Origin of the sequence: Acinetobacter genomosp. 33YU (genome assembly GCF_001990725.1) — a bacterium.
In the GTDB taxonomy this organism is placed as follows: domain Bacteria; phylum Pseudomonadota; class Gammaproteobacteria; order Pseudomonadales; family Moraxellaceae; genus Acinetobacter; species Acinetobacter seifertii.
This window is the reverse complement of record NZ_LFZQ01000006.1, coordinates 167,024-191,894: the sequence shown is the minus strand read 5'-3', so window position 1 is coordinate 191,894 and position 24,871 is coordinate 167,024. Positions and strand designations below refer to the sequence as shown.

The 24,871-nt window shown below is 38.4% G+C and carries 24 protein-coding genes; 10 read left to right on the top strand and 14 right to left on the bottom strand.

Annotated features, from left to right (window positions below):
- The first annotated feature begins 90 nt into the window (after positions 1–90).
- The 3 genes from AC056_RS07285 (at position 91) to AC056_RS07275 (ending at position 4,521) form a co-directional block, all read left to right on the top strand.
- Positions 91–1,326, top strand: coding sequence for a lipoprotein-releasing ABC transporter permease subunit (locus AC056_RS07285; RefSeq protein WP_031944926.1), 1,236 nt, complete (start codon positions 91–93; stop codon positions 1,324–1,326).
- Positions 1,319–2,005, top strand: a complete 687-nt coding sequence (lolD, locus tag AC056_RS07280; RefSeq protein ID WP_004699850.1) for a lipoprotein-releasing ABC transporter ATP-binding protein LolD — start codon at positions 1,319–1,321, stop codon at positions 2,003–2,005. Before AC056_RS07285 ends, lolD begins: the two co-directional genes overlap by 8 nt.
- A gap of 83 nt (positions 2,006–2,088) precedes the next feature.
- Positions 2,089–4,521 carry a DNA internalization-related competence protein ComEC/Rec2 gene (locus AC056_RS07275; protein ID WP_077163167.1) on the top strand — a complete coding sequence of 811 codons (2,433 nt, stop codon included), beginning with the start codon at positions 2,089–2,091 and terminating at the stop codon, positions 4,519–4,521.
- On the opposite strand, the gene AC056_RS07270 is transcribed toward AC056_RS07275, so the two are convergent.
- Entirely contained in the window at positions 4,474–5,457 is a 984-nt protein-coding gene (locus AC056_RS07270) for a lysophospholipid acyltransferase family protein (RefSeq protein ID WP_077163166.1), read from the bottom strand. The genes AC056_RS07275 and AC056_RS07270 overlap by 48 nt on opposite strands.
- Before the next feature lie 132 nt (positions 5,458–5,589).
- Here AC056_RS07270 and sppA point away from each other — a divergent pair, with 132 nt between their 5' ends.
- Both sppA and AC056_RS07260 read left to right on the top strand, forming a co-directional pair.
- Complete coding sequence (gene sppA / locus AC056_RS07265) at positions 5,590–6,606, top strand: signal peptide peptidase SppA (RefSeq protein WP_077163214.1); 1,017 nt, start codon at positions 5,590–5,592, stop codon at positions 6,604–6,606.
- 19 nt (positions 6,607–6,625) lie between these two features.
- Positions 6,626–7,435, top strand: a complete 810-nt coding sequence (locus AC056_RS07260; RefSeq protein ID WP_077163165.1) for an alpha/beta fold hydrolase — start codon at positions 6,626–6,628, stop codon at positions 7,433–7,435.
- 63 nt (positions 7,436–7,498) lie between these two features.
- On the opposite strand, the gene purN is transcribed toward AC056_RS07260, so the two are convergent.
- Positions 7,499–8,128, bottom strand: coding sequence for a phosphoribosylglycinamide formyltransferase (purN, locus tag AC056_RS07255; protein ID WP_077163164.1), 630 nt, complete (start codon positions 8,126–8,128; stop codon positions 7,499–7,501).
- Positions 8,125–9,195 carry a phosphoribosylformylglycinamidine cyclo-ligase gene (purM, locus tag AC056_RS07250; protein ID WP_000071984.1) on the bottom strand — a complete coding sequence of 357 codons (1,071 nt, stop codon included), beginning with the start codon at positions 9,193–9,195 and terminating at the stop codon, positions 8,125–8,127. The genes purN and purM overlap by 4 nt, the downstream gene beginning before the upstream one ends.
- Positions 9,196–9,330: 135 nt before the next feature.
- Between purM and cxpE the strand changes: the two genes are divergently transcribed.
- The 4 genes from cxpE (at position 9,331) to AC056_RS07230 (ending at position 15,851) form a co-directional block, all read left to right on the top strand.
- On the top strand, positions 9,331–10,524 hold the full coding sequence (gene cxpE / locus AC056_RS07245) for a chloramphenicol efflux transporter CxpE (RefSeq protein ID WP_019457286.1): 1,194 nt from the start codon (positions 9,331–9,333) through the stop codon (positions 10,522–10,524).
- A 20-nt stretch (positions 10,525–10,544) separates the two neighbouring features.
- Positions 10,545–11,243 (top strand): DnaA regulatory inactivator Hda, encoded by a 699-nt coding sequence (hda, locus tag AC056_RS07240; RefSeq protein WP_004699865.1) that lies wholly within the window; start codon positions 10,545–10,547, stop codon positions 11,241–11,243.
- A gap of 306 nt (positions 11,244–11,549) precedes the next feature.
- The gene (rbtA, locus tag AC056_RS07235; RefSeq protein WP_077163163.1) at positions 11,550–13,403 is read left to right on the top strand and encodes a rhombotarget A; all 1,854 of its coding nucleotides are present in this window, start codon (positions 11,550–11,552) and stop codon (positions 13,401–13,403) included.
- Positions 13,404–13,418: 15 nt separating this feature from the next.
- Positions 13,419–15,851: a CSLREA domain-containing protein gene (locus AC056_RS07230; protein ID WP_077163162.1), complete on the top strand. Its 2,433-nt coding sequence runs from the start codon at positions 13,419–13,421 to the stop codon at positions 15,849–15,851.
- An 80-nt stretch (positions 15,852–15,931) separates the two neighbouring features.
- On the opposite strand, the gene AC056_RS07225 is transcribed toward AC056_RS07230, so the two are convergent.
- The 5 genes from AC056_RS07225 to AC056_RS07205 all read right to left on the bottom strand — a co-directional run bounded on the left by AC056_RS07225 (position 15,932) and on the right by AC056_RS07205 (position 19,201).
- Positions 15,932–16,321 carry a DUF3106 domain-containing protein gene (locus AC056_RS07225; RefSeq protein ID WP_004699871.1) on the bottom strand — a complete coding sequence of 130 codons (390 nt, stop codon included), beginning with the start codon at positions 16,319–16,321 and terminating at the stop codon, positions 15,932–15,934.
- Positions 16,311–16,631, bottom strand: coding sequence for a hypothetical protein (locus AC056_RS07220; protein ID WP_019457283.1), 321 nt, complete (start codon positions 16,629–16,631; stop codon positions 16,311–16,313). Before AC056_RS07220 ends, AC056_RS07225 begins: the two co-directional genes overlap by 11 nt.
- Positions 16,621–17,235, bottom strand: coding sequence for an RNA polymerase sigma factor (locus tag AC056_RS07215; RefSeq protein ID WP_019457282.1), 615 nt, complete (start codon positions 17,233–17,235; stop codon positions 16,621–16,623). The genes AC056_RS07220 and AC056_RS07215 overlap by 11 nt, the downstream gene beginning before the upstream one ends.
- Positions 17,236–17,394: 159 nt before the next feature.
- Complete coding sequence (locus AC056_RS07210; RefSeq protein ID WP_077163161.1) at positions 17,395–18,171, bottom strand: TrmH family RNA methyltransferase; 777 nt, start codon at positions 18,169–18,171, stop codon at positions 17,395–17,397.
- Positions 18,172–18,229: 58 nt separating this feature from the next.
- A complete protein-coding gene (locus AC056_RS07205; RefSeq protein ID WP_004699879.1) occupies positions 18,230–19,201 on the bottom strand; it encodes a class 1 fructose-bisphosphatase in 972 nt (323 codons plus the stop codon).
- Between the two features lie 182 nt (positions 19,202–19,383).
- Between AC056_RS07205 and AC056_RS07200 the strand changes: the two genes are divergently transcribed.
- A complete protein-coding gene (locus tag AC056_RS07200) occupies positions 19,384–19,572 on the top strand; it encodes an NF038105 family protein (RefSeq protein ID WP_002052586.1) in 189 nt (62 codons plus the stop codon).
- A gap of 57 nt (positions 19,573–19,629) precedes the next feature.
- On the opposite strand, the gene pal is transcribed toward AC056_RS07200, so the two are convergent.
- From pal to ybgC, 6 genes are all read right to left on the bottom strand, one after another.
- Positions 19,630–20,193 carry a peptidoglycan-associated lipoprotein Pal gene (gene pal, locus AC056_RS07195; RefSeq protein ID WP_004699882.1) on the bottom strand — a complete coding sequence of 188 codons (564 nt, stop codon included), beginning with the start codon at positions 20,191–20,193 and terminating at the stop codon, positions 19,630–19,632.
- 27 nt (positions 20,194–20,220) lie between these two features.
- Complete coding sequence (gene tolB / locus AC056_RS07190; RefSeq protein WP_019457280.1) at positions 20,221–21,501, bottom strand: Tol-Pal system beta propeller repeat protein TolB; 1,281 nt, start codon at positions 21,499–21,501, stop codon at positions 20,221–20,223.
- A gap of 90 nt (positions 21,502–21,591) precedes the next feature.
- Entirely contained in the window at positions 21,592–23,076 is a 1,485-nt protein-coding gene (gene tolA, locus AC056_RS07185) for a cell envelope integrity protein TolA (protein WP_077163160.1), read from the bottom strand.
- 3 nt (positions 23,077–23,079) lie between these two features.
- On the bottom strand, positions 23,080–23,532 hold the full coding sequence (gene tolR / locus AC056_RS07180; protein WP_039254620.1) for a protein TolR: 453 nt from the start codon (positions 23,530–23,532) through the stop codon (positions 23,080–23,082).
- The gene (tolQ, locus tag AC056_RS07175) at positions 23,532–24,230 is read right to left on the bottom strand and encodes a protein TolQ (protein WP_004699890.1); all 699 of its coding nucleotides are present in this window, start codon (positions 24,228–24,230) and stop codon (positions 23,532–23,534) included. Before tolQ ends, tolR begins: the two co-directional genes overlap by 1 nt.
- Positions 24,231–24,253: 23 nt before the next feature.
- Positions 24,254–24,661: a tol-pal system-associated acyl-CoA thioesterase gene (ybgC, locus tag AC056_RS07170; protein ID WP_004699892.1), complete on the bottom strand. Its 408-nt coding sequence runs from the start codon at positions 24,659–24,661 to the stop codon at positions 24,254–24,256.
- Positions 24,662–24,871: the final 210 nt, after the last annotated feature.

Sequence of the window (24,871 nt, the reverse complement as noted above, 5' to 3'; positions counted from 1 at the left end):
AACCTTAATACTGCATCTAACGATATGGCCAAATAGGAAGTGTAACTTGCACTTCTCTATTTTCCATCAATGACCTTGGATTTAGAAGGTATGTTTAAACCAATCTCACTGTATATAGGGTTGAGATATACTCGCGCACGACGCAGTAATCATTTTATTTCTTTTATTGCATTGGTTTCGATGATCGGTTTGACACTTGGTGTTGCTGTACTGATCACGGTACTTTCTGTAATGAACGGTTTCGACCGCGAATTGAAAAATCGTGTTTTGGGAATGGTTCCGCAAGCGACAGTTTCATCGACGCAAATTCTTACGGATTGGCCTGAGCTGGTTAAACGAGTTGAAAAACATCCCCATGTCACTGGAGTTGCACCTTTTACCCAATTGCAAGGTATGTTAACTGCTCAAGGGCAAGTGGCTGGTATTATGGTGACGGGTATTGACCCAAAATATGAGAAGAATGTATCTATTATTCAAGATCATATTGTTGCTGGTAGCCTTGACTCACTGAAAAAAGGTGAGTTCGGTATTGTGCTTGGTAAAGACATGGCCGATTCACTTGGTTTACGTCTAAATGACAGTGTGACACTGGTTTTACCTGAAGCAACGCCTTCTCCAGCAGGTGTAGTGCCTCGTTTTAAGCGCTTTAAAGTGGTTGGTATTTTCAGCGTAGGTGCTGAAGTGGACTCAATGGTTGGGTACATTGCTTTATACGATGCATCGACTTTATTGCGTTTACCTGATGGTGCTCAAGGCGTCCGTTTAAAAATGGATGATATCTTTGCTGCTCCTCAAGTTGCCGATGATATTGTGAAAAATTTACCAAGCAATTTCTATGCAACGAACTGGACCTATACACACGGTAATTTATTTAATGCCATTCAAATGGAAAAAACATTAGTTGGTTTATTACTTGTACTGATTATTGTGGTTGCGGCATTTAACATTGTCTCTTCTTTGGTTATGGTGGTTACCGACAAAAAATCGGACATTGCAATTTTACGTACTTTAGGTGCGTCACCATCTATGATTACTAAAATCTTTATGGTGCAAGGTACAGTGATTGGGGTAATTGGTACAGTTGCTGGCACGGTTTTAGGTGTAATTTTGGCACTTACAATTAGCGATATTATTTCTTGGTTTAATAATGTGCTCGGACTTAATTTGTTCGATGCCTATTTTGTACATTACTTACCTTCTTACTTAAGATGGCAAGATGTGACAATTATCGTAATTGTTTCTTTACTCTTAAGTTTCTTGGCAACTATTTATCCGGCACTTCGTGCAGCCAAAGTTCAACCTGCCGAGGCATTGCGTTATGAGTAAAATCGTTTTAGAAGCAAAAGAGATTTATAAGCATTTTGATGACGGTAAATCTAAGGTTGAAGTCATTAAAGGTCTTTCTTTACAGGTTGAAGCAGGGCAGTTTGTATCTATTGTCGGTGCAAGTGGTTCGGGTAAAAGTACTTTGTTGCATGCACTTGGTGGCTTAGAGCAACCAACTCAAGGGCAAGTATTTCTAAATGGACAGCGCTTTGATAACTTGGGTGAAGCAGAGCGTGGTTTCCAACGCAATAAATACCTTGGTTTTGTGTATCAATTTCACCACTTATTACCTGAGTTTTCTGCACTTGAAAATGTAGCAATGCCTTTAATGCTTCGAGCAGACAGTCAATTTAAGTCTGTAAAGGCACAAGCTGAGTATTTGCTAGATCGAGTTGGGCTATCTCATCGTATGGACCATAAACCAGGTGAACTTTCTGGTGGTGAGCGTCAACGTGTGGCTCTTGCTCGAGCATTAGTGACTAAGCCTGCGGTCGTTCTAGCTGATGAACCAACGGGTAATTTGGACCGTAAAACAGCTGTTGGTATTTTTGAGTTACTTACTGATCTTAAGAAAGAACTAAACATGGCAATGCTCATTGTGACCCATGATGAGCAATTAGCTCAGGCGGCAGATTCTATCTTACATATGGAAGATGGTTTGTGGGTAAGCGGTTCTTAAAAAATTGTCATTAAATCACATTGTTAAAGCCCACTCAGTTGGGCTTTAATTTTGCCCCTAAAATGATAATGACAAGATTTTGAATGTTTAAAATTATTCTATTGGGGTGGATTTGCGGTATTGCATTAATGGGTATTCATTTACCTTTAATCATGCAATATGGAGAAGTAGCTAAGGTTTTACTTTTACTTGCCTTTATTTTTTATCTTTTTAGACGCTCAGTATTCGTTGGCCGACCACTTCTAAAGGCTATTTATTGCCTGTTATGTACAACAAGTCTGTTTATTGTCGGGTATCAATATGCCGAGAATGCACTGATCGAACGCTTACAACAAAGAGAAACGGATTCAAAGAATCTCGATATTATTGTTTATATAAAGAAACTTAGTGAAGAAAAAAATAATAAGGTCCAACAAACTGCACAAGTATTAAACTTATCAAAAGAACCAGTAAATTGGCTGTTGTATTTAAAAAATGATAATCAGGATGGGTTGAAGAGCAATCAAAGACTTGAATTAGGCCATTACTATCGACTATCTGGAAAAACAAAACCTGCTCATAGTTATGCCACAACAGGAGCTTTTGATCAGGAAAAGTGGTTTATTCAGCGAAATATAATGTCTGGATTTACTGTTCAGCATATTGAACATTTAAGCCTTGATGAGATCTATCGATTAGGATATCAACAGCATTTGAAAGAGCATCAGTCCTTTTTTAATAGATTTCATTTAAATATAGAAAAGCTTCGCTTAACTTTTAGGTATCTATTACACAGTTCTTCATTACAGCAAAAGGGTCTACTTTTAGCTTTGCTGACTGGTGATGAAAGTCTTTTATCAGATGAAACTCAACTACAATTTAAACAATTAGGAATTGCTCACTTATTGGCGATTTCAGGGCCACATGTACTTATTTTTGCCATCATGTTGTCTTGGGTGTGTCATCAACTCATTTGTCGTTATTACCCTCAAATTTATTTATGGAAACCCAAACAAGTTTTATTGGCTGTACCATTCAGTTTCGGGGTTTTAATTTATACAGCTTTTGTTGGGTTTGAAATTCCCGCTCTACGGACATTGTTATCAGTCTCTATATTTATTTCCTTCCTAATATTAAAACAACCCCTTAAACCATTTGCATTACTGGTATATAGCGCAAGTCTATTGTTGCTAATGGACCCGTTTAGTGTCCTTTCTGCAGGTTTTTGGCTGTCTTATGGGGCATGCTTTATTTTATTAAGAATTTATGAAACTATAGTGCAGTTACCTGAGCAACATTTTTTAAGCTTAAGCTCAAAACTGATTTTTATGAGTAAGGTGTTAATTGAGTCTCAAGGCAAAATATTTATTGCATTGAGTCCTTTAACCTTACTTTTCTTTCAACAAATTTCTTGGGTTGCTCCATTAACCAATATTGTTGCGGTGCCTATTGTTGGTGGTGTTATTGTCCCTTTAAATATTTTGGCTGCTTGTGCATGGTTTATCGTCAAACCATTCGGGAATATGCTATTTCAGTTTAATGATATTTTACTGAGTATCTTACTAAGTTGCTTAAGCTTATTAGAAAAACTCTCTTTACCAATACAAGGTATAAGCTTGACGCCACTGGCTTTATTCGCAGTGAGTTTAGGTATTCTTATTTTATTTTTACCTAAAGGTGTTTTGCCAAAAACATGGGGAGTACTCTGTTGTTTACCCCTAATTGTAATGAACAAAACGAACCAGCAAATTCAGCTTCATATTTTAGATGTTGGGCAGGGGCAAGCTATTTTGTTGCAGCAGCCTGAACAAAACTGGCTAATTGATACAGGTGGTTCTTACGATGAAAAGAAATTCAGTATCGGTCAAAATGTTGTAGTCCCTTTTTTACGTCAACAAGGAGTAAAACAATTAGATCGTGTCGTGCTCTCTCATCTTGATCAAGATCATAGTGGTGCTTTTCCAGCCATTCAGCAGGAGATTCCTGTAAAGCAGGTTCTCTCAAATGAGCAATCTTCAAATACTCTCAAACAGTCATTTCAATATTGTCATCAAGGTCAACACTGGCAATATCCAGAGGTGGATATCCAAGTTTTATGGCCTAAACAAAAAGATTTAGCTTTTGTACCTTCTCAACAGAACCGATATTCTTGCGTTGTATATATCCACTTTAAAGGAGTCAGTGATTACCAAAATTTTCTGATTATGGGAGATGCAGGATGGGAAGCAGAGTACGAGCTGTTAAAAGACTATCCACGCTTAAAAGTAGATGTTTTGATATTGGGTCATCATGGAAGCAAGCACAGCTCTGCTTATGATTTCCTGGCAACTTTAAAACCAAAACTGGCAATTGCATCAGCAGGGTTTGATAACCGTTATGGCCATCCTAGCCAAGAGGTTATCAATCGTTTAAAAGCCCTTCATATCCCACTTAAAAGTACAGTAGAGCAAGGAACGTTAAGTTTTGTTCTGGAAAGCCACAAAATGGTTTTACACGACCGACGTTTTGAGCGGCTCTGGTTGCGTAGAGCTCTCTAAAGCTTCAGCTTTGAGTTTATTAACAGTTTTAATCGCTTCTAAAGGGTCAATATTATAAACATTATCTAAAGCTGGGTTTGCTTTAAAGCGTTTATAGCTCCAGTGGTAGTGTTCTGGATATTTATGAATGAGCTGCTCAATTGCTTGGTGGATGACATAAGTACCATCGTCCGCAGAGCCTTCATAAATTTTCTCATTCATAGGTTCAATATGCATGGTAAAGCCGTCATTTTCATTACGGATTGCATAGAGAAATAAAGCTTTCGCTTTTGTTTTTTGGATGAGTTTTGCACTTAAATTACTTGAAGCAAGTGGAACACCAAAATACTTCACCATATCTCCACCAATATTTGGAGTGTGGTCTGGCAAAATGACTGTAGTTTCACCCTTTTTGAGTGCTTTAAAAATTTGTCTTACACCACTTTCATCGGTCGGAACTAAATTTGCTTGTTCACGACTGCGAGCTTCTCGTACAAAACGATCAGCATCATCATTTTTGACTGGTTTATATAAAATGGTCATTGATGTGAACTGGGCGCACCATGCATTCATGACTTCCCATGTACCAAAATGTGGGACGACTAATACAACACCTTTTTTTTCAGCTAGTGCATCATGAAAATATTGTTCACCTTCTATACGATGGATGCGAGCAATGTTTTCTTGATTAGATGAACCCCAAATACTTAAAAACTCAAAATATGAGGTCAGCTCATTTCTTACAGCTTTTTCTGTAATCGCTATACGCTGTTGCGGTGTTAAATGGGGCAGAGCAATTCTTAAATTAAGTTCTATACTTTTTGATGTTCTGGTAATTTTTAGAGTATTTACTAGGCCAGCCAATATACGAGCAATAGAACGCCCAAATTGAATAGGTAGTCGGCTAAATGTTTTGAGTAATTGATAGTTCATGCTTTTTGAATCTGGTCTAGTCATCTATAGCAGTAGGGAGGAAGCAACAAGTAAAAAAAGACAAAAATATTATAAATGAAATCATATTATTTAGACAGTTTTTATCAAATCAATGTATATAATGACATCATTTCGATTGATTTGGATTGGAATTTTATGTCCGATTGGCCACCAAAACCACAAAATGAACCTATAACCCCTAAACAGAACGGACCAGAATGGCAAATCCTTGAGAAAGCGGTACTCGCTTCTGTGGAAGAACAACGCCGTAGTCGTCGCTGGGGTATATTCTTTAAAACACTTACTTTTATTTATCTATTGTTCATTGTTGTATTAATGGGTAAAGGTTGCTCAACCAGCAAGGAAAGCTCTGCAGCAAGCAGCAGTAGTGCTCATCTGGCTGTGGTTGATATTGTTGGAACCATTGATGCTTCAAGCAATCAAGCGGTAAATAGTGAAGATACAAATAAAGCGCTTAAACGTGCTTTTGAAGCTTCAAATAGCAAAGCAATTGCACTTAATATTAATTCTCCTGGCGGTTCTCCTGTTCAGTCAGACGAAATTTGGCAAGAAATTCGCTTTTTGAAAAAAGAACATCCTGATAAGAAAGTCTATGCAGTAATTGGTGATATGGGTGCTTCTGGTGCTTATTATATTGCTTCTGCTGCTGATGAAATTATTGTGAATCCATCAAGTTTGGTCGGTTCAATTGGTGTCATTATGCCAAATTATGGCATTACTGGCTTAGCTCAAAAACTCGGAATTGAAGACCGTACTTTAACCGCGGGTACCAATAAAGACATTTTAAGTATGACAAAACCGATCAATCCTGTACAAAGAGAGCATATTCAATCTGTACTCGATAACGTCCACACCCATTTTATTAATGCAGTGAAAGAAGGACGCGGGAAACGCTTAAAATCTAATGATCCTGCTATTTTCTCTGGTCTTTTCTGGACTGGTGAACAAGCAATTCAGTTAGGTGTTGCTGACCGTTCAGGTAACATTACGAGCTTGATGCGTGAACTGAAGCTTGATAATAAAGTTGACTACACGATTGAACGTAACCCATTACAATCTATTCTTGGTCGAATGGGTTCAGAAATGGGTAAAGGCTTAAGTGAGTCGGTTGCTCAACGTTTAGAGACCAGTCAAAACGCCAAGCTACAATAATTTAAATCAGGATAACGGTATGTCAGTAAAACCGGTTATACACTTTGCGCATGCTAATGGTGTGCCATCTATGGTGTATCAAAAATTGTTTGATCAATTAAAAGATGAGTATGACATCATTTATGTTCCTCTTATTGGTCCTGACAAACGTTATCCAATTACCGATCATTGGCCTTTTTTGGTTGATCAGGTGATTGATAGTATTGTTCGTCAAGCTAAAGGGCGAAAGGTGATCGGACTTGGTCATTCGCTGGGTTCAGTTTTGACCTTAATGGCATCCTTTAAACGCCCTGAGCTTTTCTCACAAGTTATTATGTTAGATCCGCCTCTTATTTTGGGTCGATACTCTTTTGCTTTTCATATGGCAAAACTGTTTAAACCTAAAATAGTCGATGACATGACACCTGCGGGTTTATCTGCACGTCGTCGTGAACATTGGGAGTCACGTGAGCAAGCGGCTTCTTTATTGCGTCCAAAAGGTTTTTATAAAGACTTTGATGAAGACTGCTTTCAAGCTTACATTGATTATGCTTTGAAAGAAGATTCGGTACGTGGCGGCGTAACTCTCACTATTTCTCGTGAAGATGAAGTTGCGATTTTCCGTAAAAATCCTTCTTGGTGGTGGCTACCTATGCCAAAACCAAAAATGCCTGTACATTTAGTTGTAGGAAAAGAAAGTGCCTTCTTAAAAAGAGGTTTTCCTCAAATGGCAAAACGTAAAATGGGAATTCCATTTAGTGTTGTTGAAGGAGGGCATATGTTCCCACTAGAGCATCCGATTGACACAGTAAATTATATTAAGAAGCTTATTCATAGCAATTCACGCTAATAAGATTTCTATAAAAAAGGACATGCATGCATGTCCTTTTTTAATTTTCGTTGAGCAAACCTTTTACCAAGATGCAAAACGAATAGGATTTTCAAGAATTTGATTACGGAAATAGGCTTGTCCATTTTTCCATGTCAGTTGGCCATTACATAACCATTCTGCAACTTGAGGATAAATAAAGTGCTCAAGTTTATGTACACGTTCTGCCAAAGAGGCAACATTGTCATGTTCTTTTACTTCAATTGCAGATTGAGCAATTGCTTGACCAGCATCAAGTTCAGAAGTTACAAAGTGAACTGTACAACCATGCAATCGATCACCTGTATTTAATACACGCTGATGTGTATTAACACCTTTATAAGCAGGTAATAGCGAAGGATGGATATTGAGCATTTTACCTTGCCATTTATCGACAAAGTTAGCAGTTAAAATACGCATGAAGCCAGCTAAAATAATAACGTCAGCTTGCCAAGCCATAAGTTGCTGATGCATCGCTTCATCAAAATCGGCACGACTAGGAAAGTCTTTATGCGAAATTACCGCTGTCGCGATATTGGCATTTTGAGCACGTTCTAGGGCATAAGCATCGGCTTTATTAGACAGTACACCTACAATTTGCCCTGATAGACGTGCATCTATCAAGGCTTGTAAGTTACTGCCGTTCCCAGAGACTAGAACAGCAATTTTCATCATTCAAAGATCACACGAATTTTTTCGTCTGCACCTTCCACTGATTCAGCATTTTCTTGGATATGTCCAATTTTCCAAGCTTTTTCACCTTGAGCATTAAGCACTTCAATTGCTTTTTCTGCATCATTTGCGTCAACTGCAATCACCATACCTACACCACAGTTAAAGGTACGGTACATTTCAAAACGTTCTACATTACCTTCACGTTGTAGAAGTTTGAATAATTCTGGCCATTCCCAAGAAGCTTCATTAATTACTGCTTGAGCACCATTTGGTAATACACGTGGTAAGTTACCCGGTAAACCGCCACCAGTGATGTGTGCCATAGCATGTACATCAACTTGTTTGCAAAGCTCAAGAACTGGTTTTACATAAATGCGTGTTGGTTCCATTGCTACATCAGCAAGTGGGCGACCATCAATTACTTGAGTTAAGTCTACATTCTTAACATCTAAGATTTTACGTAGTAATGAATAACCATTTGAGTGAGCACCGCTTGATGCAACACCAATAAGTACATCACCTGATTTTACTTTAGAGCCATCAATAATTTTACTTTGCTCAACAACACCTACGGCAAAACCAGCAAGATCGTAATCTTCGCCTTCATACATACCTGGCATTTCAGCTGTTTCACCACCTACAAGTGCGCAACCTGCAAGTTCACAACCTTTACCGATACCAGTAACTACGTTTGCAGCTACATCTACATTTAAGTGACCAGTAGCATAATAGTCGAGGAAGAATAATGGTTCTGCGCCACAAACTAAAAGATCGTTTACACACATAGCCACAAGATCTTGGCCGATTGTGTCATGACGATTAAGGTTAAGTGCTAAACGTAATTTAGTACCTACACCATCGGTTCCAGAAACCAAAACTGGTTCTTCGTAACCTTTAGGGATTTTGCATAGTGCACCAAAGCCACCAAGTCCGCCCATTACTTCTGGACGAGTTGTACGTTTAGCGACTGACTTGATACGATCGACCAGTGCGTCGCCCGCTTCAATGTCAACACCCGCATCTTTATAGCTTAAGCCGGTATTTGGGGTAGAAGTTGAGTTGCTCATAAATGAAGTCTCCGCATTGGCGGCAGATTATAACCTGAATATACGAAACTCTTATGTTATTTATGCTCGAAAATGCTATCTTTAATAAAAATATTTTTCTATTTATAACGATTAAATCAAAAAAGGCTAGATTTTATGCAAGATCGTATGCTGCGCCGTATTTTCTTACTCGCAGGTATTGTATTGCTGGTATGGGTATTATACTTGCTCAAGCCTGTGGTCATTCCATTTCTTGGTGCTTTTTTCCTGGCTTATTTATTTAGTCCACTGGTCGATGTTCTAGTAAAAATTAAGCTCCCTCGTTGGTTGGCAATTAGCATTGTTTTTATCGGTATTGGTGTAACTTTAACCGTAGCTTTGTGGTATTTAGTTCCACTCATCTGGAAACAGCTTGTTTATGCACGAGATAGTATTCCTGCTGGGATTCATTGGATTAATGCAGAGCTATTACCATGGATTTCTTCAACATTCCATGTCCAGCAAATGGAAATTGACACCGATCAAATGTCGAAAGCAGTTATGGATTATGTCCAGACCAATTACAGTGCAGACAGTATTCAGGCTGTTTTATTAAAGCTTGCACAATCAGGTCTGAATTTTATTCAGATTGGTGGAACAATTGTTTTAATTCCAATTATTGCTTTCTATTTCTTGCTTGATTGGGACCGTATGCTACAAAACTTACGTCGTCTCATTCCGCGTCCGTATGAAGCAACGACTTTGCAAATTGTTCGTGAGTGTCACAGTGTTTTAGGAGCATTTGTTAAGGGACAATTCCTCGTAATGCTTTTACTCGGTATCGTCTATGCGGTAGGTCTTCAAGTCATTGGGTTAGAGGTCGGGCTAATTATTGGTATGGTGGCAGGCCTTGCCAGTATTATTCCATATCTAGGTTTTGCGGTCGGTATTATTGCCGCTGTGATTGCAAGTTTATTCCAGTTTGGAATGGACTGGATGCATTTATTACTGGTTGGTGTGGTTTTTATGATTGGTCAGGCAGTAGAAGGCTACATTCTGCAACCATTCTTACTCGGTGATAAAATTGGTCTTTCGCCTGTTGCTGTCGTATTTGCCGTTTTGGCAGGTGCACAACTTGCTGGCTTCTTAGGCATGTTGATCGCATTACCTGTAGCTGCTGTGATTGTAGTGCTCTTGAAACATTTAAGAGAAAACTATGAAAGGAGTTCATTATATGCACCATCTTCTACATTAGTGATCCAAGAAGGCAATATTGAGCAAATTCATATAGAAACTGAAGATACTAAACTTGATCTTGAAGTTAAAAAACAGCAAGATACAGATACACCGAATCTTTCAGATCAGAAATAATTTCAAGGCCAATTCATTATATGCGTCAACTCCAACTGGATATAGAACCTCAACTTGATGCTCGAATCAGTGATTTTTCGGGACCAGGTTGGGGGCATGTAGTTGATGCAGTGCGTCAACTACATGCAGGTCTAGTCAATAGATTTTATATCTATGGTGGAGCAGGAACGGGGAAGAGTCATTTGCTATCAGCAATTTGTGATTCTTATTTAGAAGTAGGCAAGTCTGCAATAAAAGTTTCTCTGCTGGAACTGCTTGACGCTCCAATTGAGGCAATTACTTGTTTAGAGCACTATGACCTAGTTGCTTTAGATGATATTGAGTCAATTAGTGGTGTACCTCACTGGCAAAAAGCGGTTTTTCACTTAATGAATAATCATGAAGGGCAACTCGTGTTTTCTTCGCGTGTTGCGCCGATTGAATTGAAATTAGAATTACCAGATTTACAATCAAGACTTACTCAAGCAGTGAGTGTAAAAGTGCCAAGCGGAAGCTTATATGCTGATCGCTATGCTTTAGTAACCTCTGTAATGTCTAGACGTGGGATCCATTTCGATCAGCAGATTGTAGATTATTTGCTTTTACATGGACCTCATCAAGCATCTGTATTATTGCAAACGGTAGCTCAATTAGAGAAACTTCTTAAAGGTGAGAAGACGAAGCTGTCAAATGCAACTTTAAGACAAATCTATGCTTTAATTGATGAGTATCAACAATAAAAAAAATTAATTTTTAGCTTAAGCCTGTGCTTTACTATAAAAATATTCATCTATTAACTACTTATAATTTAAATTCTAAAGTGCACTACTAAATTTTTAGATAAGTAAAATCTACATATATTAATAGATGTTTAATTAAGCAAATATTTATGAAGCTGCTTATCTAAAATGACGCTATAGAGCGATCAAAACATCTTGAGAAATTCTGACTCCTGTGACAAAGTACGCACAAAGGATGCGTTTGCAAAAGTTAAAACTTTGCAATATTGACAAAGAAAAATGAAAAAAATAGGTAAGGAGAAGGGTATGCTCAAACGGAGCATTGCTTTTGCATTATTGGCTGCTGCTGGGCACGCTTATTCTGCTGATATTCAAGTCACAAGTTTAGTTGATGAAGATAAAGATGATACGGTATGTACCTTACGCGAAGCGGTACAATTTCTGAATTATCGTGGTTCATCAAACGCTGCTGATGTTGAAAAATATGCAAATGGCTATCATGGCTGTGGAAATAAAGATTCCTCATCAAATATTATTTTGCAGCGTGATAACGAATATACGTTAAATTCAAAAATAACGATTACAGCCCCTCTTACGATCAGTACCGCAAAAAATGATTCTACGATAGTTGATACTGATCAGCCTGGTTCCCATAACGCAACAATAAAGATGGTGGGTACAGATCAGCTATTTAAAATTGATGATGGTAGTGTAGAGAAAGCATCCTTTGCTGTGACCTTGAGTGATCTTAACTTACAAGGCGCAGGTTCAAACTCTAAGGTATTAACAGGTGGTTTAATTTTAAACCATGAAAAATTGACTATCCAAAATTCACGATTGATTGGTGGATATGCAAATCAGGGTGGAGCAATTTACAATCAAGGATTGTTATCTAAAACAGGCCAAACTGCTGGTTTTGTAAATATTATAAATAGCTTGATTCAAAATAATAAAGCGACTCAAGGTGGTGTTATTTATAGTGAACAGCCTTTATATCTCGTCACTCAATCTGTAATACGTGATAATGAAGTTTCTTCTTCAGATGGTGCATTATTTTATGGTGCAACAAAATTTGATGATGAAAGTACAGGAGGATACTTAAATGTACGTGCTATAGGCTTTAGTAACAGTACATTCTTCCACAATAAGGTTGGCTTTATTGCAAACATTAAAGATGGAATGTTTGTTAATAACATTACAATGATTAAAAATGCAGCTGGGTTATTTCTCGATGCTCCACAGGGAAATGCTTCTGTTTCGAACAGTATATTAGTGGGGAACACTGCGAACTGTACTGCAAATACAGATGACAAGACCGTTATTCAAAGTAATTTAGTTATTTCTGATTGTAATCGTAATGCTACTGCAAAGTTACCTAATATCCTTTTTCCTGCTAGTGAAAAGTTAATCGCTGGAGATATCGATGAAGGTGTTTGTGATGTAACAGCGAAAGATGGTTTGTTATGCCCATTTAGCACGCCGAAAGATAGCTTTTTGGGATTTTTTAAGCCTCGTCTACTCGAGAGTTATAATAGCCTAGCTGATTCTTTAATTATCAATAAGGGACGGCTATATAGTGACGGTTCATCGGTTGGATTGGCTAGTTGTGAAAGACTTGACCAACGTGGAAAAAACCGTAGTGGCTATGATGAGCTGTGCGACTTAGGAGCAGTTGAATATATTTTAAATAATGAAATTGCGACTGTTGGGCAAGATATTAAATATGGACAAGTTGCAAAATTTAATATTTTAGATTCTTTAAGTGAAGCTGATTTGGTCACACCTGCTACTTGTAAACGTTTATTTGGTGATCGACCTGATGGTAAAGACTGGCAACCAGGTTGTTTGAAAATAAAACAGAGCACTGATACTCCAGTTTCTAAAGGCAGCATAACAATAGACCAGAACGGAAATGTCGTTTACACACCAAATGGAAACTGGCATGGTGCAGACATTTTTAGTATTCAAGTTGTTACGAGTGTATCAAGATTTAATGATGGAACAGATTTCCAATATGTCTCGATTCCGGCGACTGTAGTCCAAGAGCCTTTATCTGGTATTGAAGATAAATCTGTAAGTACTGGTGGTGGGGGAAGTGTAGGTGGCGGTTTAATTTTAGGGTTATTTGGTTTAATCGCACTACGCCGTTTCAAGTCATAATCAGGGATGAGGACTATGAAAAATTATAAAAAAGCAGTATTAGCACTAGCCGTGCTAGCGGCTATGCCTCTTTTTGCTGATACAGCAAATCAAAGAATCGAAGTTACAACTTTTGCAGATGAGGATGGTGAGAATCCTAATGCTTGCTCGTTAAGAGAAGCAATAAAAGTTGCTGAAACACGAAGATCTGATTATGGATGTACAGTCTATAACACTTCTAAAAGTCAGGTGATTCAACTAAAAGCAGGGACTTATACATTAAATAAAGAGCTGGTTCCCAATGCAGATATAGCAATTTATGGGTTCGGTGAAAAAGATCAAGATAAAAATTGGTCAGAAAAAAGTGTGTTAACCAATGACTATCCAGCACTACAACCGTTACAAACAATAATAAATGCTGCTGGAAAATCGCGTATTTTCAACACAGCCGTAAATAAACAGCCTCTATTTATTCAAAACGTTATTTTGGAAAATGGTGTAGCACCAGATTTTGGCGGTGCGATTTATGCTGGTGGCAATGTCACATTGCTCAATACTCAGATATTAAACTCTCAAGCTCCAAAAGGAGGAGCAATTTTTCTGGGTGGTGATAATGTTAATTTGTCTACAACACATTCTTTAATTCAAGGTAATACAGCAACATCTGGAAGTGTGCTTTCGATGAGCTGTTGGAATGGTACAGCCTATGCAAAACGAGAAGTAACATTTACCTCATCTAGTATTATCAATAATGGTTCAAATAGCTCTAATAATACTTTTGAGTTTTGCGGGGAGCCAAAAGCAACTTTTACAATTAATACCATTGCTCAAAATATTGCAAATACAGTAAATGGCAGTATTTTGAAATTTACCGGTGATGCTACTCCAAACGGTACTCCTAATCCTTCAACCATACTTAGCGCTAACAGTACTTTATCTTTAAAAAATAATACTATTGTTGAAAATAACGCTTATAGCACCTTCTTATATGACACTATGGGAAGTAAAGAGTTAAGGTTTAATGTAATTGGTTATAATTTGGGAACCTATGCTTGTCATTACTTTATAGGACCTGCGGCTGATTTAAAAAATGCTGGTTTCGCACTATCATTTAATGCTTTGAATCTGACAAATGATTCTGCGAAATGTGACTTACCAACAGAAGCACTGACGTCTACACATCGAACTGTTGATATAGCTGGTCAGCCTTTTAATGCATTACTTGAACCTTTACATGCCTCTGCTCCAGAAACTGGTTTTCTACCCATTTACTATCCAAAAAATAATATTGGTGGCAAAAATCTAGTAGATGTAGATCCTGAAGGTAAAGATACCTGTACGTCTATAGACCAACGAGGTTTATCACGACTTGCGGACAGTAAATTATATTATCAACCAAATAGTCGTAATAGTTGTGATATTGGCTCAGTCGAGTTAATGAAACTTACCGCTGGTGATATAAAAGGTTTAGGTAATACCTCTCTTACGGATTTGCTGGCTAAATATCAATCTCAATATGATACGGTTCAGAAGAATATATTGAATCCAGATTATGCGTATTTGTTGAATGTATTAAAAATTGATTCAGCAAATTATAAAAATCTTCTTGATCAAACCAAAGCAAATGCAAAATATCGAGCAATCTATATTGATTTGAAAGCAAATGGCTTACCTTTGCCAAATGAAGATAGTAATCATATTTTAAAATTCTTTAATACAACGGATTATAATATTAATCTTGAAACTGTTGGAACAGGATTAATTGACGATAAAGTATTTAATATTAAAGATAAAGAAGAAGCAGTACTTAAATGTGAATGGAATCCTGCTTTGCAGCAAATTATTTTTTACAGATTGGATGATGTTATTACCCAAGCTGGTGATTACAACTATTGTAAGTATACGATTAGCAGTAAAGATGGGACCACACAATCATCTGGGCTATTGGAAGCTCGTTTTGATAATATTCCACCAGTTGCCGGTAATGGTACGGTAACGTTTAAGTATTTAGCAAATGAAGTTATTCCTTTAAATTTATTACAGTATGCTAATGATGATGGGGATGGTCCTGTAAACACACTTAAGACCAAACCAAACAAACCTAAATTTTGGGTAAATGATCAGGGTGTGGAGTTACCAATTTATATACCAAGCAAAACCTCAAAAGACGGTATTTTCAAGGTAGTGAAAGCAGATCGGGAAGGTCCGTGCCCTAAAAGTGATAGTGGTAATACTTGCTATGGTGGCAACATCTATATTCAAGCGAGCAACGTGTTTAATACTTTCAATGATACATTGACCTACTATGTATACGATGCAGATGGAACTATTTCAGCTAGCGCAGGAACGATTAATTTAGTAAGCACAGCAACTACAACTGATGATTCAAGAAGTGGTGGGGGAGGTATAGGCATTCTCTCTATTGCATCACTGTTAGGTTTGATTGCTTATAGACGTTATCGTAAATAAGAAAAATAAAAAAGCCTCCATAGGAGGCTTTTTTATTGCTAGTCGGATTTCAAAACAAGCATTTTTATTAGAAATTTAGGTTAGTGTTCTAAATATTTATTGATATATTCTTCGCGTATAGCTGTTCTTTCGTCTGCACTTGCTTTAAGCATACGCTGACGTAAATCATTACGCTCTTGTGTACTCATTTTTTGCCAAGCTTCACGCATTTTCTGCTTTTCTGCATCTGGGAGTTGGTTGAACCAATCCATGCGTTGTTGCAGATTAGCGCTTTGATTTGCTGGTAATTCTTTTAAGCTTTGATAGCGTTTAATTACAGCTCGTTGTTCTTCTTCAGACATAGCATTCCAAGTATCATCTACTTGTGTATTGGCATCTTTAGAAAAAATCCAGAAACGTTCAAAACCCGCAAAACTTGTTTGCAGGAAACTTAATGAACAAAGGATAAGTGCTAACTTTTTAGCTACCATGTTGAACTTTATCCTCACCCAACACCATCAGCATTTCTAAATCTTCAACCATCTGTGGCGATAATTTAGGATTTACAATAACTTGATTTTGTGGCTTTTCGATCAACTCCGCTGAATTTGGTAAAATCACAAAACCAGTAATTGCTGCGGCAAGTGCGAAACCCGTCATTTTCCAGACACTATAGTAAGATGCTGGCTTCTGTTGGATATGGTCAAGCACATGATTCATTACCACTGTTTTATTTTTATGGTGATCAGCCAAACTATCGAGTTTAGACGTCACCTTTTTAGTGAAATCATCATGATTCATTAGAACCTCCCATGGGATTTAAATGTGCTAAGTACTCTCTAAGTCCCTGAATTGCTCGATGATAATGGGTTTTGACACTACCTTCAGTACAGTTCATGATTTGTGCTGTAGTATGGGTGTCAAACCCTTCCCAAGCACGTAACATGAAAGCCTGCTGTTGACGAACAGGTAGTTTTGCAATCGCTTCTCGTATCTCTTCTATCGTCACTGCTTGATCTAGAAAATCTGCTGGATTGATTGCTTTTTCATCGACAACATCAATGATTTCTTCATCATCATTGTCTAGACTAACTTTTTTGAAGAATGAAAATGGATTTGCCCGACGTGCTTCTTTACGACGCCAATCCTGAAGCTTGTTATTTAGAATAGTATAAAACAGCGGATACCATTCTTCAGTACTTCGATCGGCGTAAGACTTGTGTAAAGCAATAAATGCTTCTTGAACCAAATCCATCGCAATGCCTTGTTGACCTTGGGTAGCACTCTCCATCATCACCAAAGCACGACCCGTAACATCTTGCATAAAAACCTTTAGGCGTTGCTCAGCCGTGCTGGCATGAACACTAGATGCTTCCGATCGAGACTTTTTCGGTGCTAAATCCATGGAGATGGAAAATCCTGTCATTGGACGTACCCACCTTATCTTCAATATATCTCTTATATAACGTTGAAAAGAGGTGGGAGGTTGACAACAATCGGCTATTTTTTAGTAGTGTAAATGATTTTTTTCACAAATATGAGTGATGTAAAATAAATTAACGTTTTATTGGCGTTGGCGAACCATTTCAAAAAAACAAATAGATCCTGCAATTGCTACATTTAATGACTCTTGACCACCGGGCTGAGGTATTGTCACCGACTGCGCATGCTCTAAAGCATAATCACTTACGCCTTGTCCTTCGTTGCCTAAAATCCAAACGCATGGCTTTGAAAGATCTTTTGAATAAAGACTGGTTGAACGATGAGAACTTGTAACGAAAACAGGAATATCGAATTTAGGAAGAATATCGGTCAATTGAAAGTTTTCAAAACAATATAAGCTAAAATGAGCTCCCATACCTGCTCTTAAAACGCGAGGAGACCAAAGGGAGGCAGAGCCTTGGGTACAAATGATTTGTTTAATATTTGCTGCTGCTGCTGAACGTAATAATGTACCTACGTTGCCTGGGTCTTGTACATTTTCGAGAATTAGAGTGTCTAAACTATAATCAATCGTTGATGCTGTTTTAGGTAAATCAATAATAGCCAAACAAGGAAGAGTATTACCTAAGGTACTTAAGTCTTTGTATAGAACTTCACTAATAATAAAAATATGACCCTGATGAAGTTCGATAATTTTCTTTAAATCGTCATGTTCCAATGCCTGTTCAGTGGTAAACAACGAAAAGAGCTTTTTCTGTTGTTGTAACCAAGCTAGGCAAAGGTGAGTACCTTCAAGAACTGTTTGCTGATGCTTTTTTCGGGCGCTATTGAGTTCAATTAAACCACGCAAATGTTTAATTTTTGCATTGTCTTTTGATTCTAAAAAAATAACCGCCATAAGGATATATCCAAAAGGGCGTCATCATACTATATGACGCCCTCTATAATTTAAATTATTAATGATAGCTTGTTACGCGTTCCACTTCATTTTTAGAACCAATAATTACAGGAACACGTTGGTGAAGCTCTGTAGGTTCAATATCTAAAATACGAACACGGCCAGTCGTTGATGAACCACCTGCTTGTTCAATAAGCATACTCATTGGGTTAGCTTCATACATTAAACGTAAACGACCTGCTTTTTTCGGGTCTTTTAAGTCATATGGATAAAGGAAAATACCACCACGGCATAAAATACGGTGAATATCGCCTACCATACATGCAACCCAACGCATATTGAAATCTTTTTCACGTACAGATGTTTTACCTGCAAGTAACTCTTCAATATATTGTTTTACTGGTTGTTCCCAATGACGCTGGTTAGATGCGTTAATTGCAAACTCTTGAGTATCTGCTGATACTTGAACATTCTCTGTAGTAAGTAAGAATGTTTGAGTTTCTGGGTCTAAAGTAAAGAACGCTACACCATTTCCAACGGTTAAAGCCATCATTGTTGATGGGCCATATAACACATAACCAGCAGCAACCTGTTGAGTTCCTGCTTGCATGAAATCTTGTGACTGTGTCACTGCATTTTTTGCAGGAAGAATCGAGAAGATTGTTCCTACGCACATGTTGATATCAATATTACTTGAGCCATCTAATGGGTCGAATAAAACTAAGTATTCGCCGTTTTCTTGCGCAGGTGTAAATTCATCAAGCTCTTCAGATGCAAGACCACCAACATGAGGGTGAACTTTTAAAGCATCAATTAAATAGTCATTAGAAATCACATCAAGTTTTTTCTGTGTTTCACCTTGAACATTTTCATTACCAGCACTACCTAAAATTCCAGCCAAAGCACCTTTTTGTAGGGCTTGGTCAATGGTTTTACAAGTCGTAGCAATGGTGTCGATGACTTGGGCCAACTCAGGTGTTAGGTTCCCTTTTTGTTGTTGTAAAAATTGGGACAATGTGAGGTTGGACATAAAAAAACGCTCCTGTGCGCAAGCATCAAAATGAGTCAAATAAATACGTGGCATATTCTAGATGAGAATGCCGGAAAATAAAAATTATCTTACTTTATTTGTGTTGCATTTATGCTTACAAGCCCCATTTTACATGGTATGTTGTTTGCATAGCAAAGGAATGTATATTTAGGAGAATCGAAATGACAACTAAGAAGTTTGATGCGACCCCAACGGCAGGTGAACCAATCAATTTAGAAGAAATTTCGAAAGAAAGTGTTCAGGAAGCTTGGAAAGACTATGAAGCTAAACCTGAATATAAAGCTTTTAATAAGCATGATTTGATTGAGTCGATGCAACATTCAGAAGAAGAGGAAAATAAATCTTCTTAAATTAAGAAAGCAAAAATAAACGCCCATAGATGGGCGTTTATTTTTTAAAGGGATATTTTATTTTAATAGAGGAGGAACTGCCTCATAGTTAATTTCAACACGGCGATTTTCTTTCCAAGCTGATTCGTCATGGCCTGGGTTAACAGGAGCTTCTTTACCATAACTTACAGCTTCAAGTTGCTGTGGATTTACACCATTTGTAATGAGGTAACTTTGAACAGCTTTTGCGCGACGCTCACCTAAAGCCATGTTGTATTCACGTGTACCACGTTCATCTGTATGTCCTGTCAATGCAACTTTTGAGTTTGCATTTGCCATAAGAAACTGAGCATGGGCTTGAAGTGTTTGATAATCTTCAGCAGATAAATCACTACTGTCGTAATCAAAGTGAACAACACGTTTAGCTAAAGCAGCTTTATTTGCTTCAGTTACACCTTTTGATGAAGCACCTGCCAAATTTTGGGCATTTAATGCAGCATCTTCACTTAAACCTGTCGTGTTTACAGTGCTTGGGTTTGTAGTACCAGCATTTGCAGTCGTTGCTGGTTTACGGCTCGCACAACCTGTCATGACAAGCGCTACACTAAGTAGAGGAAAAGCCAAATATTTGATTGATTTCATCATCATCTCCATCAATGGAAGAAAAAGTTATTTAGGTGCCCAGGCTGGTTCACGTACCTCACCTTGTTCACTTGGTAAATTCATACGGAAACGACCATCAGTGGACATGACAGACAGTAAACCACGGTTCCCTTCACGAGTTGCGTAAACCACCATTTGTCCATTTGGTGAGAAACTTGGTGATTCATCTAAACTCGTAGGGGTAAGAATATTAACAATCCCTGTATTAATATCTTGGATAGCAACCTTATAGTTACTACCACTTGGTCGATGCACCAGTGCAATTTTTTTACCATCTGCACTTAGAGTGCCACGTGCATTAAATGACCCTTTAAATGTTAAACGTTTTACTGAGCCATCTCCAAAATCATAGCGATAAATTTGAGGAGAGCCTCCACGGTCAGATGTAAAAATAAAAGCTTTTCCATCTGGGGTGTAACGAGCTTCTGTATCAATTGCCGTGTCATTTGTCATACGTTTGATTTGGCGAGTTGATAAATCCATTTGATAAATTTCAGGGTTACCATTCATTGACCCTGTAAATAGCATTGATTTACCATCTGGTGAAAAGCTCGGCGCACCATTTAAACCTTTAAAGCTGGTAAGTACTTCACGTGTTCCAGTAGAAAGATCTTGTAAGTAAATTGCTGGACGTTTAGTTTCAAAGGAAACATAAGCAATTTTTTTGGCATCAGGAGTCCATGCCGGAGATAGAATTGGATCGCGTGAAGAGAGAACAGTTTTTGGTTGTTCACCATCTGTATCCGCAATTTGTAAAGTGTAACGTTCAGCAGGAGTAGCTGGATTACGTAATACATAAGCGATACGACCACTAAAGTCGCCTGCAATACCAGTCAAAGCTTGATAAATAGCATCACTAACCATATGTCCAGCTTGGCGGATGCGCGAAGCAGGTACATTTAACAACTCATTTAGAAGATATTGCTGTTTTTGCACATCATAAAGTTGGTAATGGACTTCAAACCCATCAGCTGTTTGCTTAATTTGCCCTGTAACAACGTATGGAATACCTGCAGCTTGCCAATCAGATGCTTGAATCTGGTTAATAGCAGCATTTGCAGGTAAGTTTTTCGATGAACTTGTGAAACGTCCTGAACGGTTTAAGTCCGTTTCAACAATTGGATAAAGTCCATTGTCATTGTTAAACGGAACAATAGCGATTTTAGGCGCCTGATCAGGTGCTTTTGCAATTTCTAAATGTAGTTGAGCAAATGCAGCTGTTGGTGCAAGAGGACTTAATGCTGTAAGCAGCGTTAAGGCTAAAAGGTGTTTGCGGCTCGTTTTCATAGGTTTAAAGTCATTGAAGGCATTTTTGTGACTGTGGATTTTGTAACATAGTTACATGCCTTAAACTATTTAAAGCATGTAACAAGATACTTATTTTGCAGTAAATGTTGAACTGAATGATCTTGCTTCGCGTCGAGCATCAGGATCAGATGGCATAGGATACGGCGCAGCAGAACGAATCGCTGCTTCAACACTAGCTTTAACATCTGGGTTGCTAGAGCTAACAATAACTGATAATACAGCTCCACTATCACTTAATGTTACACGCGCAGTAGCTTTTTGACCTGATGTTCCTGCTGGAATATCCCAAGCATTTCTAATTTTCTGCTCAAAATCACGCTTCGCTGAAGATGCAATTTTTTTGGCTTCACCCTTTTTCTGAGCAGCTTCTTCCTGTGCTTTTTTAGCAGATGCAGCTTTTGCTTCGGCCTCAGCTTCAGCTTTACGTCTTGCATCTTCAGCCGCTTTTTGCTGTTTCGCTTTTGCATCAGCATCAGCCTTATGCTTGGCATCCTCAGCCGCTTTCTGCTTTTGAGCCTTTGCATCGGCTTCAGCTTTACGCTTGGCATCTTCGGCAGCTTTTTGGTGTTTAGCTTTTGCGTCAGCATCAGCTTTACGCTTGGCATCCTCAGCCGCTTTTTGCTTTTGAGCTTTTGCATCGGCTTCAGCTTTACGCTTGGCATCTTCAGCTGCTTTTTGGTGTTTAGCTTTTGCATCGGCTTCAGCTTTACGCTTAGCATCCTCAGCCGCTTTCTGCTTTTGGGCTTTTGCATCGGCTTCAGCTTTACGCTTGGCATCCTCAGCTACTTTCTGCTGTTTAACTTTCGCCTCTTCAGCCGCTTTGCGTTTAGCATCTTCGGTTGCTTTACGAGCTTCATGTTTCGCTTTTGCCTCAGCTTCAGCTTTACGTTTTGCTTCTTGCTGTGCCTGAAGTTTTGCATTTTCTGCTTCACGTTTTAGTTTTGCCTCGGCCTCAGCTTTTCGTTTAGCAGCTTCTTCAGCTTTGCGTGCCTCACTTTGCTCATGTTTGGTTTTTGCCTCAGCTTCAGCTTTACGCTTTTGTTCGGCTTCAACTTTTGCAGCTTTTGCCTCAGCTTGACGCTTAGCTTCAGCTTGACGCTTAGCTTCAGCTTGCTGCTTTTGAGCTTCCTCTAAACGTTGTTGTTCCGCAGCTTGCTTCGCTTTAGCAGCTTCTTCGGCTTTACGTTTTTCCTCAGCTAATTTTGCTTGCTGTGCCTGCTCAGCTTTTTGCTTTTGGGCAACAAGATGTTGTGCTGTGGGCGGAGGAGGAGGTGATGGTACTGCTGGAAGATTTTGAGGAAGATTTTCATCCACAATTGGGCTTAGAACTTCTTCTGCCTGATTTTCTGCTGTAGTTTGTTGCTCAACTTCTTTCGCTAAAGGCGGTGGTAAATCTTCTGGCTTAACTAAAATAGTAGTTAGCTTTTTGGGCTGTTCAGGTGGTTTACTCAAGCCTAAAAAAAGCAAGCCGACAATAGCAATTGCATGAACTCCAAGTGTGAAGCCCAATGCAATCGCATTCTGTTTAAAAGGAGGCTTTTGATTTTTGTTCATAGCTTATTTTAAAGGCTCTGTCAGAAGGCCAACTTGAGTTAAACCTGCTTCTTGTAAACTTGCCATCAATGATACGACCTCACCGTAAGGGCGTGACTTATCACCATTCACTAAAACCGTAAGCTGCTTGTTTTCCTGCTCAGCTTGCTTTTGCGCTTCACTTAATACAGATTCGAGCTTTTCACGAGAAAGTGGCTCGTTATCTTTATAGTCTTGGTATTGAAGATAAATATTGCCATCTTTACCAATCGTTACCATAGCTGGAGTATCTTTGGATTCAATTGGACGATTATTTGCCTGAGGTAAGTCGACTTTAATACCGCTAGTAATCATGGGAGCAGTCACCATGAAAATAACTAAGAGTACGAGCATTACATCGATATAGGGTACGACGTTCATGTCACTTTTTAATGGTTTTTTTATGCGCTCAAAGCGCCCTGAACGTTGAATAGCCATTATGCATCTTCCTGTGATGAACCCACAGATTGACGTTGCAATAATGCAATCATTTCTTCGGCAAATAATGCGCGGTCAGAGTAGACGCTTTCACCTTTAGCCGTAAAGTGGTTAAAAGCGAGTACTGCGGGAATGGCAGCAAATAAGCCAATTGCAGTTGCAATAAGTGCTTCGGCAATACCCGGTGCAACCGTTGCTAAAGTCACTTGGTCAACGGCAGCTAAACCAATAAAAGCATTCATGATTCCCCACACTGTACCGAATAAGCCGATATATGGGGCAACAGAACCGATACTTGCCAAAGTGCCAAGGCCATATTCAAGAGTACTTTGATCACGACTTAAACCAACACGTAAAATACGTTCGGTACCTTCGATCGTTTGGGAAGTAGAAGCGTGGCGCTTTTTAAGTTTGAAAAATTCACTCAGCCCTTGATAAAAAATATCCTCAAGACCTGAACGTTTTGAGTTGAGTTGTGCGTTGTTATAGAGCGTATTGAGTTCAGCACCAGACCAGAACATTTTTTGAAAATGTTCATCACCTTGACGTGCCTTTTTATAACCCATATGTAACTTGGCAATCAAATACCAACTAAAGATTGATGCTAACAATAAAATTAGCATGACCAATTGGACGACTGGACTTGCTTGTAAGATAAGGTCAGAAATATGCAGGGTTGATTCAATGTTTGTTGCCATAGTTACATATGCCGGTTGCTTTTTTAGTCTTGTTCCAATTCTTTACGAATAAGATCACGTATTTCTTCTGGAAGACGACGAGCTACAAGTTCTTTACTTAAACATGCCAATTCAACCTCGCCAGAAGCAAGCAAGATTTCACCACGATAAATATTTTGTTGCAACACAAATGACGCAGCTTTACATGAAACTACACGTGCTGTAACAGTAATTAGGTCATCCATTAGGATAGGACGCATGTATTTTACGTCAATTTTGTGAACAACAAAGTTGTAGTCTTTTTGATGCCAGTAATGATCAACACCAGAAGCACGAAGCCATTCTGTACGGGTACGTTCCATGTAGCGAATGTGGTTGGCATGGTAAACGATACCGCCTGCGTCCGTATCTTCGATATAAACACGAATATTGAATTCAAAATGATTCGCCATGAGAGTATTCCGTTTTAGTTCACTATAGAGCTTTATATTTAAAATATGACTTTGAATAAAACATTCGTTCTATTCAAAAGCCATACATCTGCTTTTAAATACGGGGCAGTTTAGCAGATTGCATACTAAGTCCTATGGCACAACCTTTCAATTGCGATTGCTGTATTTCTAATCTAAAAACGCTACATCTTATAGCTGGCAAGCTTTTTA

Bases quoted from the DNA above. Each gene is read 5' to 3' on its own strand.
- AC056_RS07285 (WP_031944926.1), top strand. From the start codon at position 91: ATGTTTAAACCAATCTCACTGTATATAGGGTTGAGATATACTCGCGCA.
- lolD (WP_004699850.1), top strand. From the start codon at position 1,319: ATGAGTAAAATCGTTTTAGAAGCAAAAGAGATTTATAAGCATTTTGAT.
- AC056_RS07275 (WP_077163167.1), top strand. From the start codon at position 2,089: ATGTTTAAAATTATTCTATTGGGGTGGATTTGCGGTATTGCATTAATG.
- AC056_RS07270 (WP_077163166.1), bottom strand. From the start codon at position 5,457: ATGACTAGACCAGATTCAAAAAGCATGAACTATCAATTACTCAAAACA.
- sppA (WP_077163214.1), top strand. From the start codon at position 5,590: ATGTCCGATTGGCCACCAAAACCACAAAATGAACCTATAACCCCTAAA.
- AC056_RS07260 (WP_077163165.1), top strand. From the start codon at position 6,626: ATGTCAGTAAAACCGGTTATACACTTTGCGCATGCTAATGGTGTGCCA.
- purN (WP_077163164.1), bottom strand. From the start codon at position 8,128: ATGATGAAAATTGCTGTTCTAGTCTCTGGGAACGGCAGTAACTTACAA.
- purM (WP_000071984.1), bottom strand. From the start codon at position 9,195: ATGAGCAACTCAACTTCTACCCCAAATACCGGCTTAAGCTATAAAGAT.
- cxpE (WP_019457286.1), top strand. From the start codon at position 9,331: ATGCAAGATCGTATGCTGCGCCGTATTTTCTTACTCGCAGGTATTGTA.
- hda (WP_004699865.1), top strand. From the start codon at position 10,545: ATGCGTCAACTCCAACTGGATATAGAACCTCAACTTGATGCTCGAATC.
- rbtA (WP_077163163.1), top strand. From the start codon at position 11,550: ATGCTCAAACGGAGCATTGCTTTTGCATTATTGGCTGCTGCTGGGCAC.
- AC056_RS07230 (WP_077163162.1), top strand. From the start codon at position 13,419: ATGAAAAATTATAAAAAAGCAGTATTAGCACTAGCCGTGCTAGCGGCT.
- AC056_RS07225 (WP_004699871.1), bottom strand. From the start codon at position 16,321: ATGGTAGCTAAAAAGTTAGCACTTATCCTTTGTTCATTAAGTTTCCTG.
- AC056_RS07220 (WP_019457283.1), bottom strand. From the start codon at position 16,631: ATGAATCATGATGATTTCACTAAAAAGGTGACGTCTAAACTCGATAGT.
- AC056_RS07215 (WP_019457282.1), bottom strand. From the start codon at position 17,235: ATGGATTTAGCACCGAAAAAGTCTCGATCGGAAGCATCTAGTGTTCAT.
- AC056_RS07210 (WP_077163161.1), bottom strand. From the start codon at position 18,171: ATGGCGGTTATTTTTTTAGAATCAAAAGACAATGCAAAAATTAAACAT.
- AC056_RS07205 (WP_004699879.1), bottom strand. From the start codon at position 19,201: ATGTCCAACCTCACATTGTCCCAATTTTTACAACAACAAAAAGGGAAC.
- AC056_RS07200 (WP_002052586.1), top strand. From the start codon at position 19,384: ATGACAACTAAGAAGTTTGATGCGACCCCAACGGCAGGTGAACCAATC.
- pal (WP_004699882.1), bottom strand. From the start codon at position 20,193: ATGAAATCAATCAAATATTTGGCTTTTCCTCTACTTAGTGTAGCGCTT.
- tolB (WP_019457280.1), bottom strand. From the start codon at position 21,501: ATGAAAACGAGCCGCAAACACCTTTTAGCCTTAACGCTGCTTACAGCA.
- tolA (WP_077163160.1), bottom strand. From the start codon at position 23,076: ATGAACAAAAATCAAAAGCCTCCTTTTAAACAGAATGCGATTGCATTG.
- tolR (WP_039254620.1), bottom strand. From the start codon at position 23,532: ATGGCTATTCAACGTTCAGGGCGCTTTGAGCGCATAAAAAAACCATTA.
- tolQ (WP_004699890.1), bottom strand. From the start codon at position 24,230: ATGGCAACAAACATTGAATCAACCCTGCATATTTCTGACCTTATCTTA.
- ybgC (WP_004699892.1), bottom strand. From the start codon at position 24,661: ATGGCGAATCATTTTGAATTCAATATTCGTGTTTATATCGAAGATACG.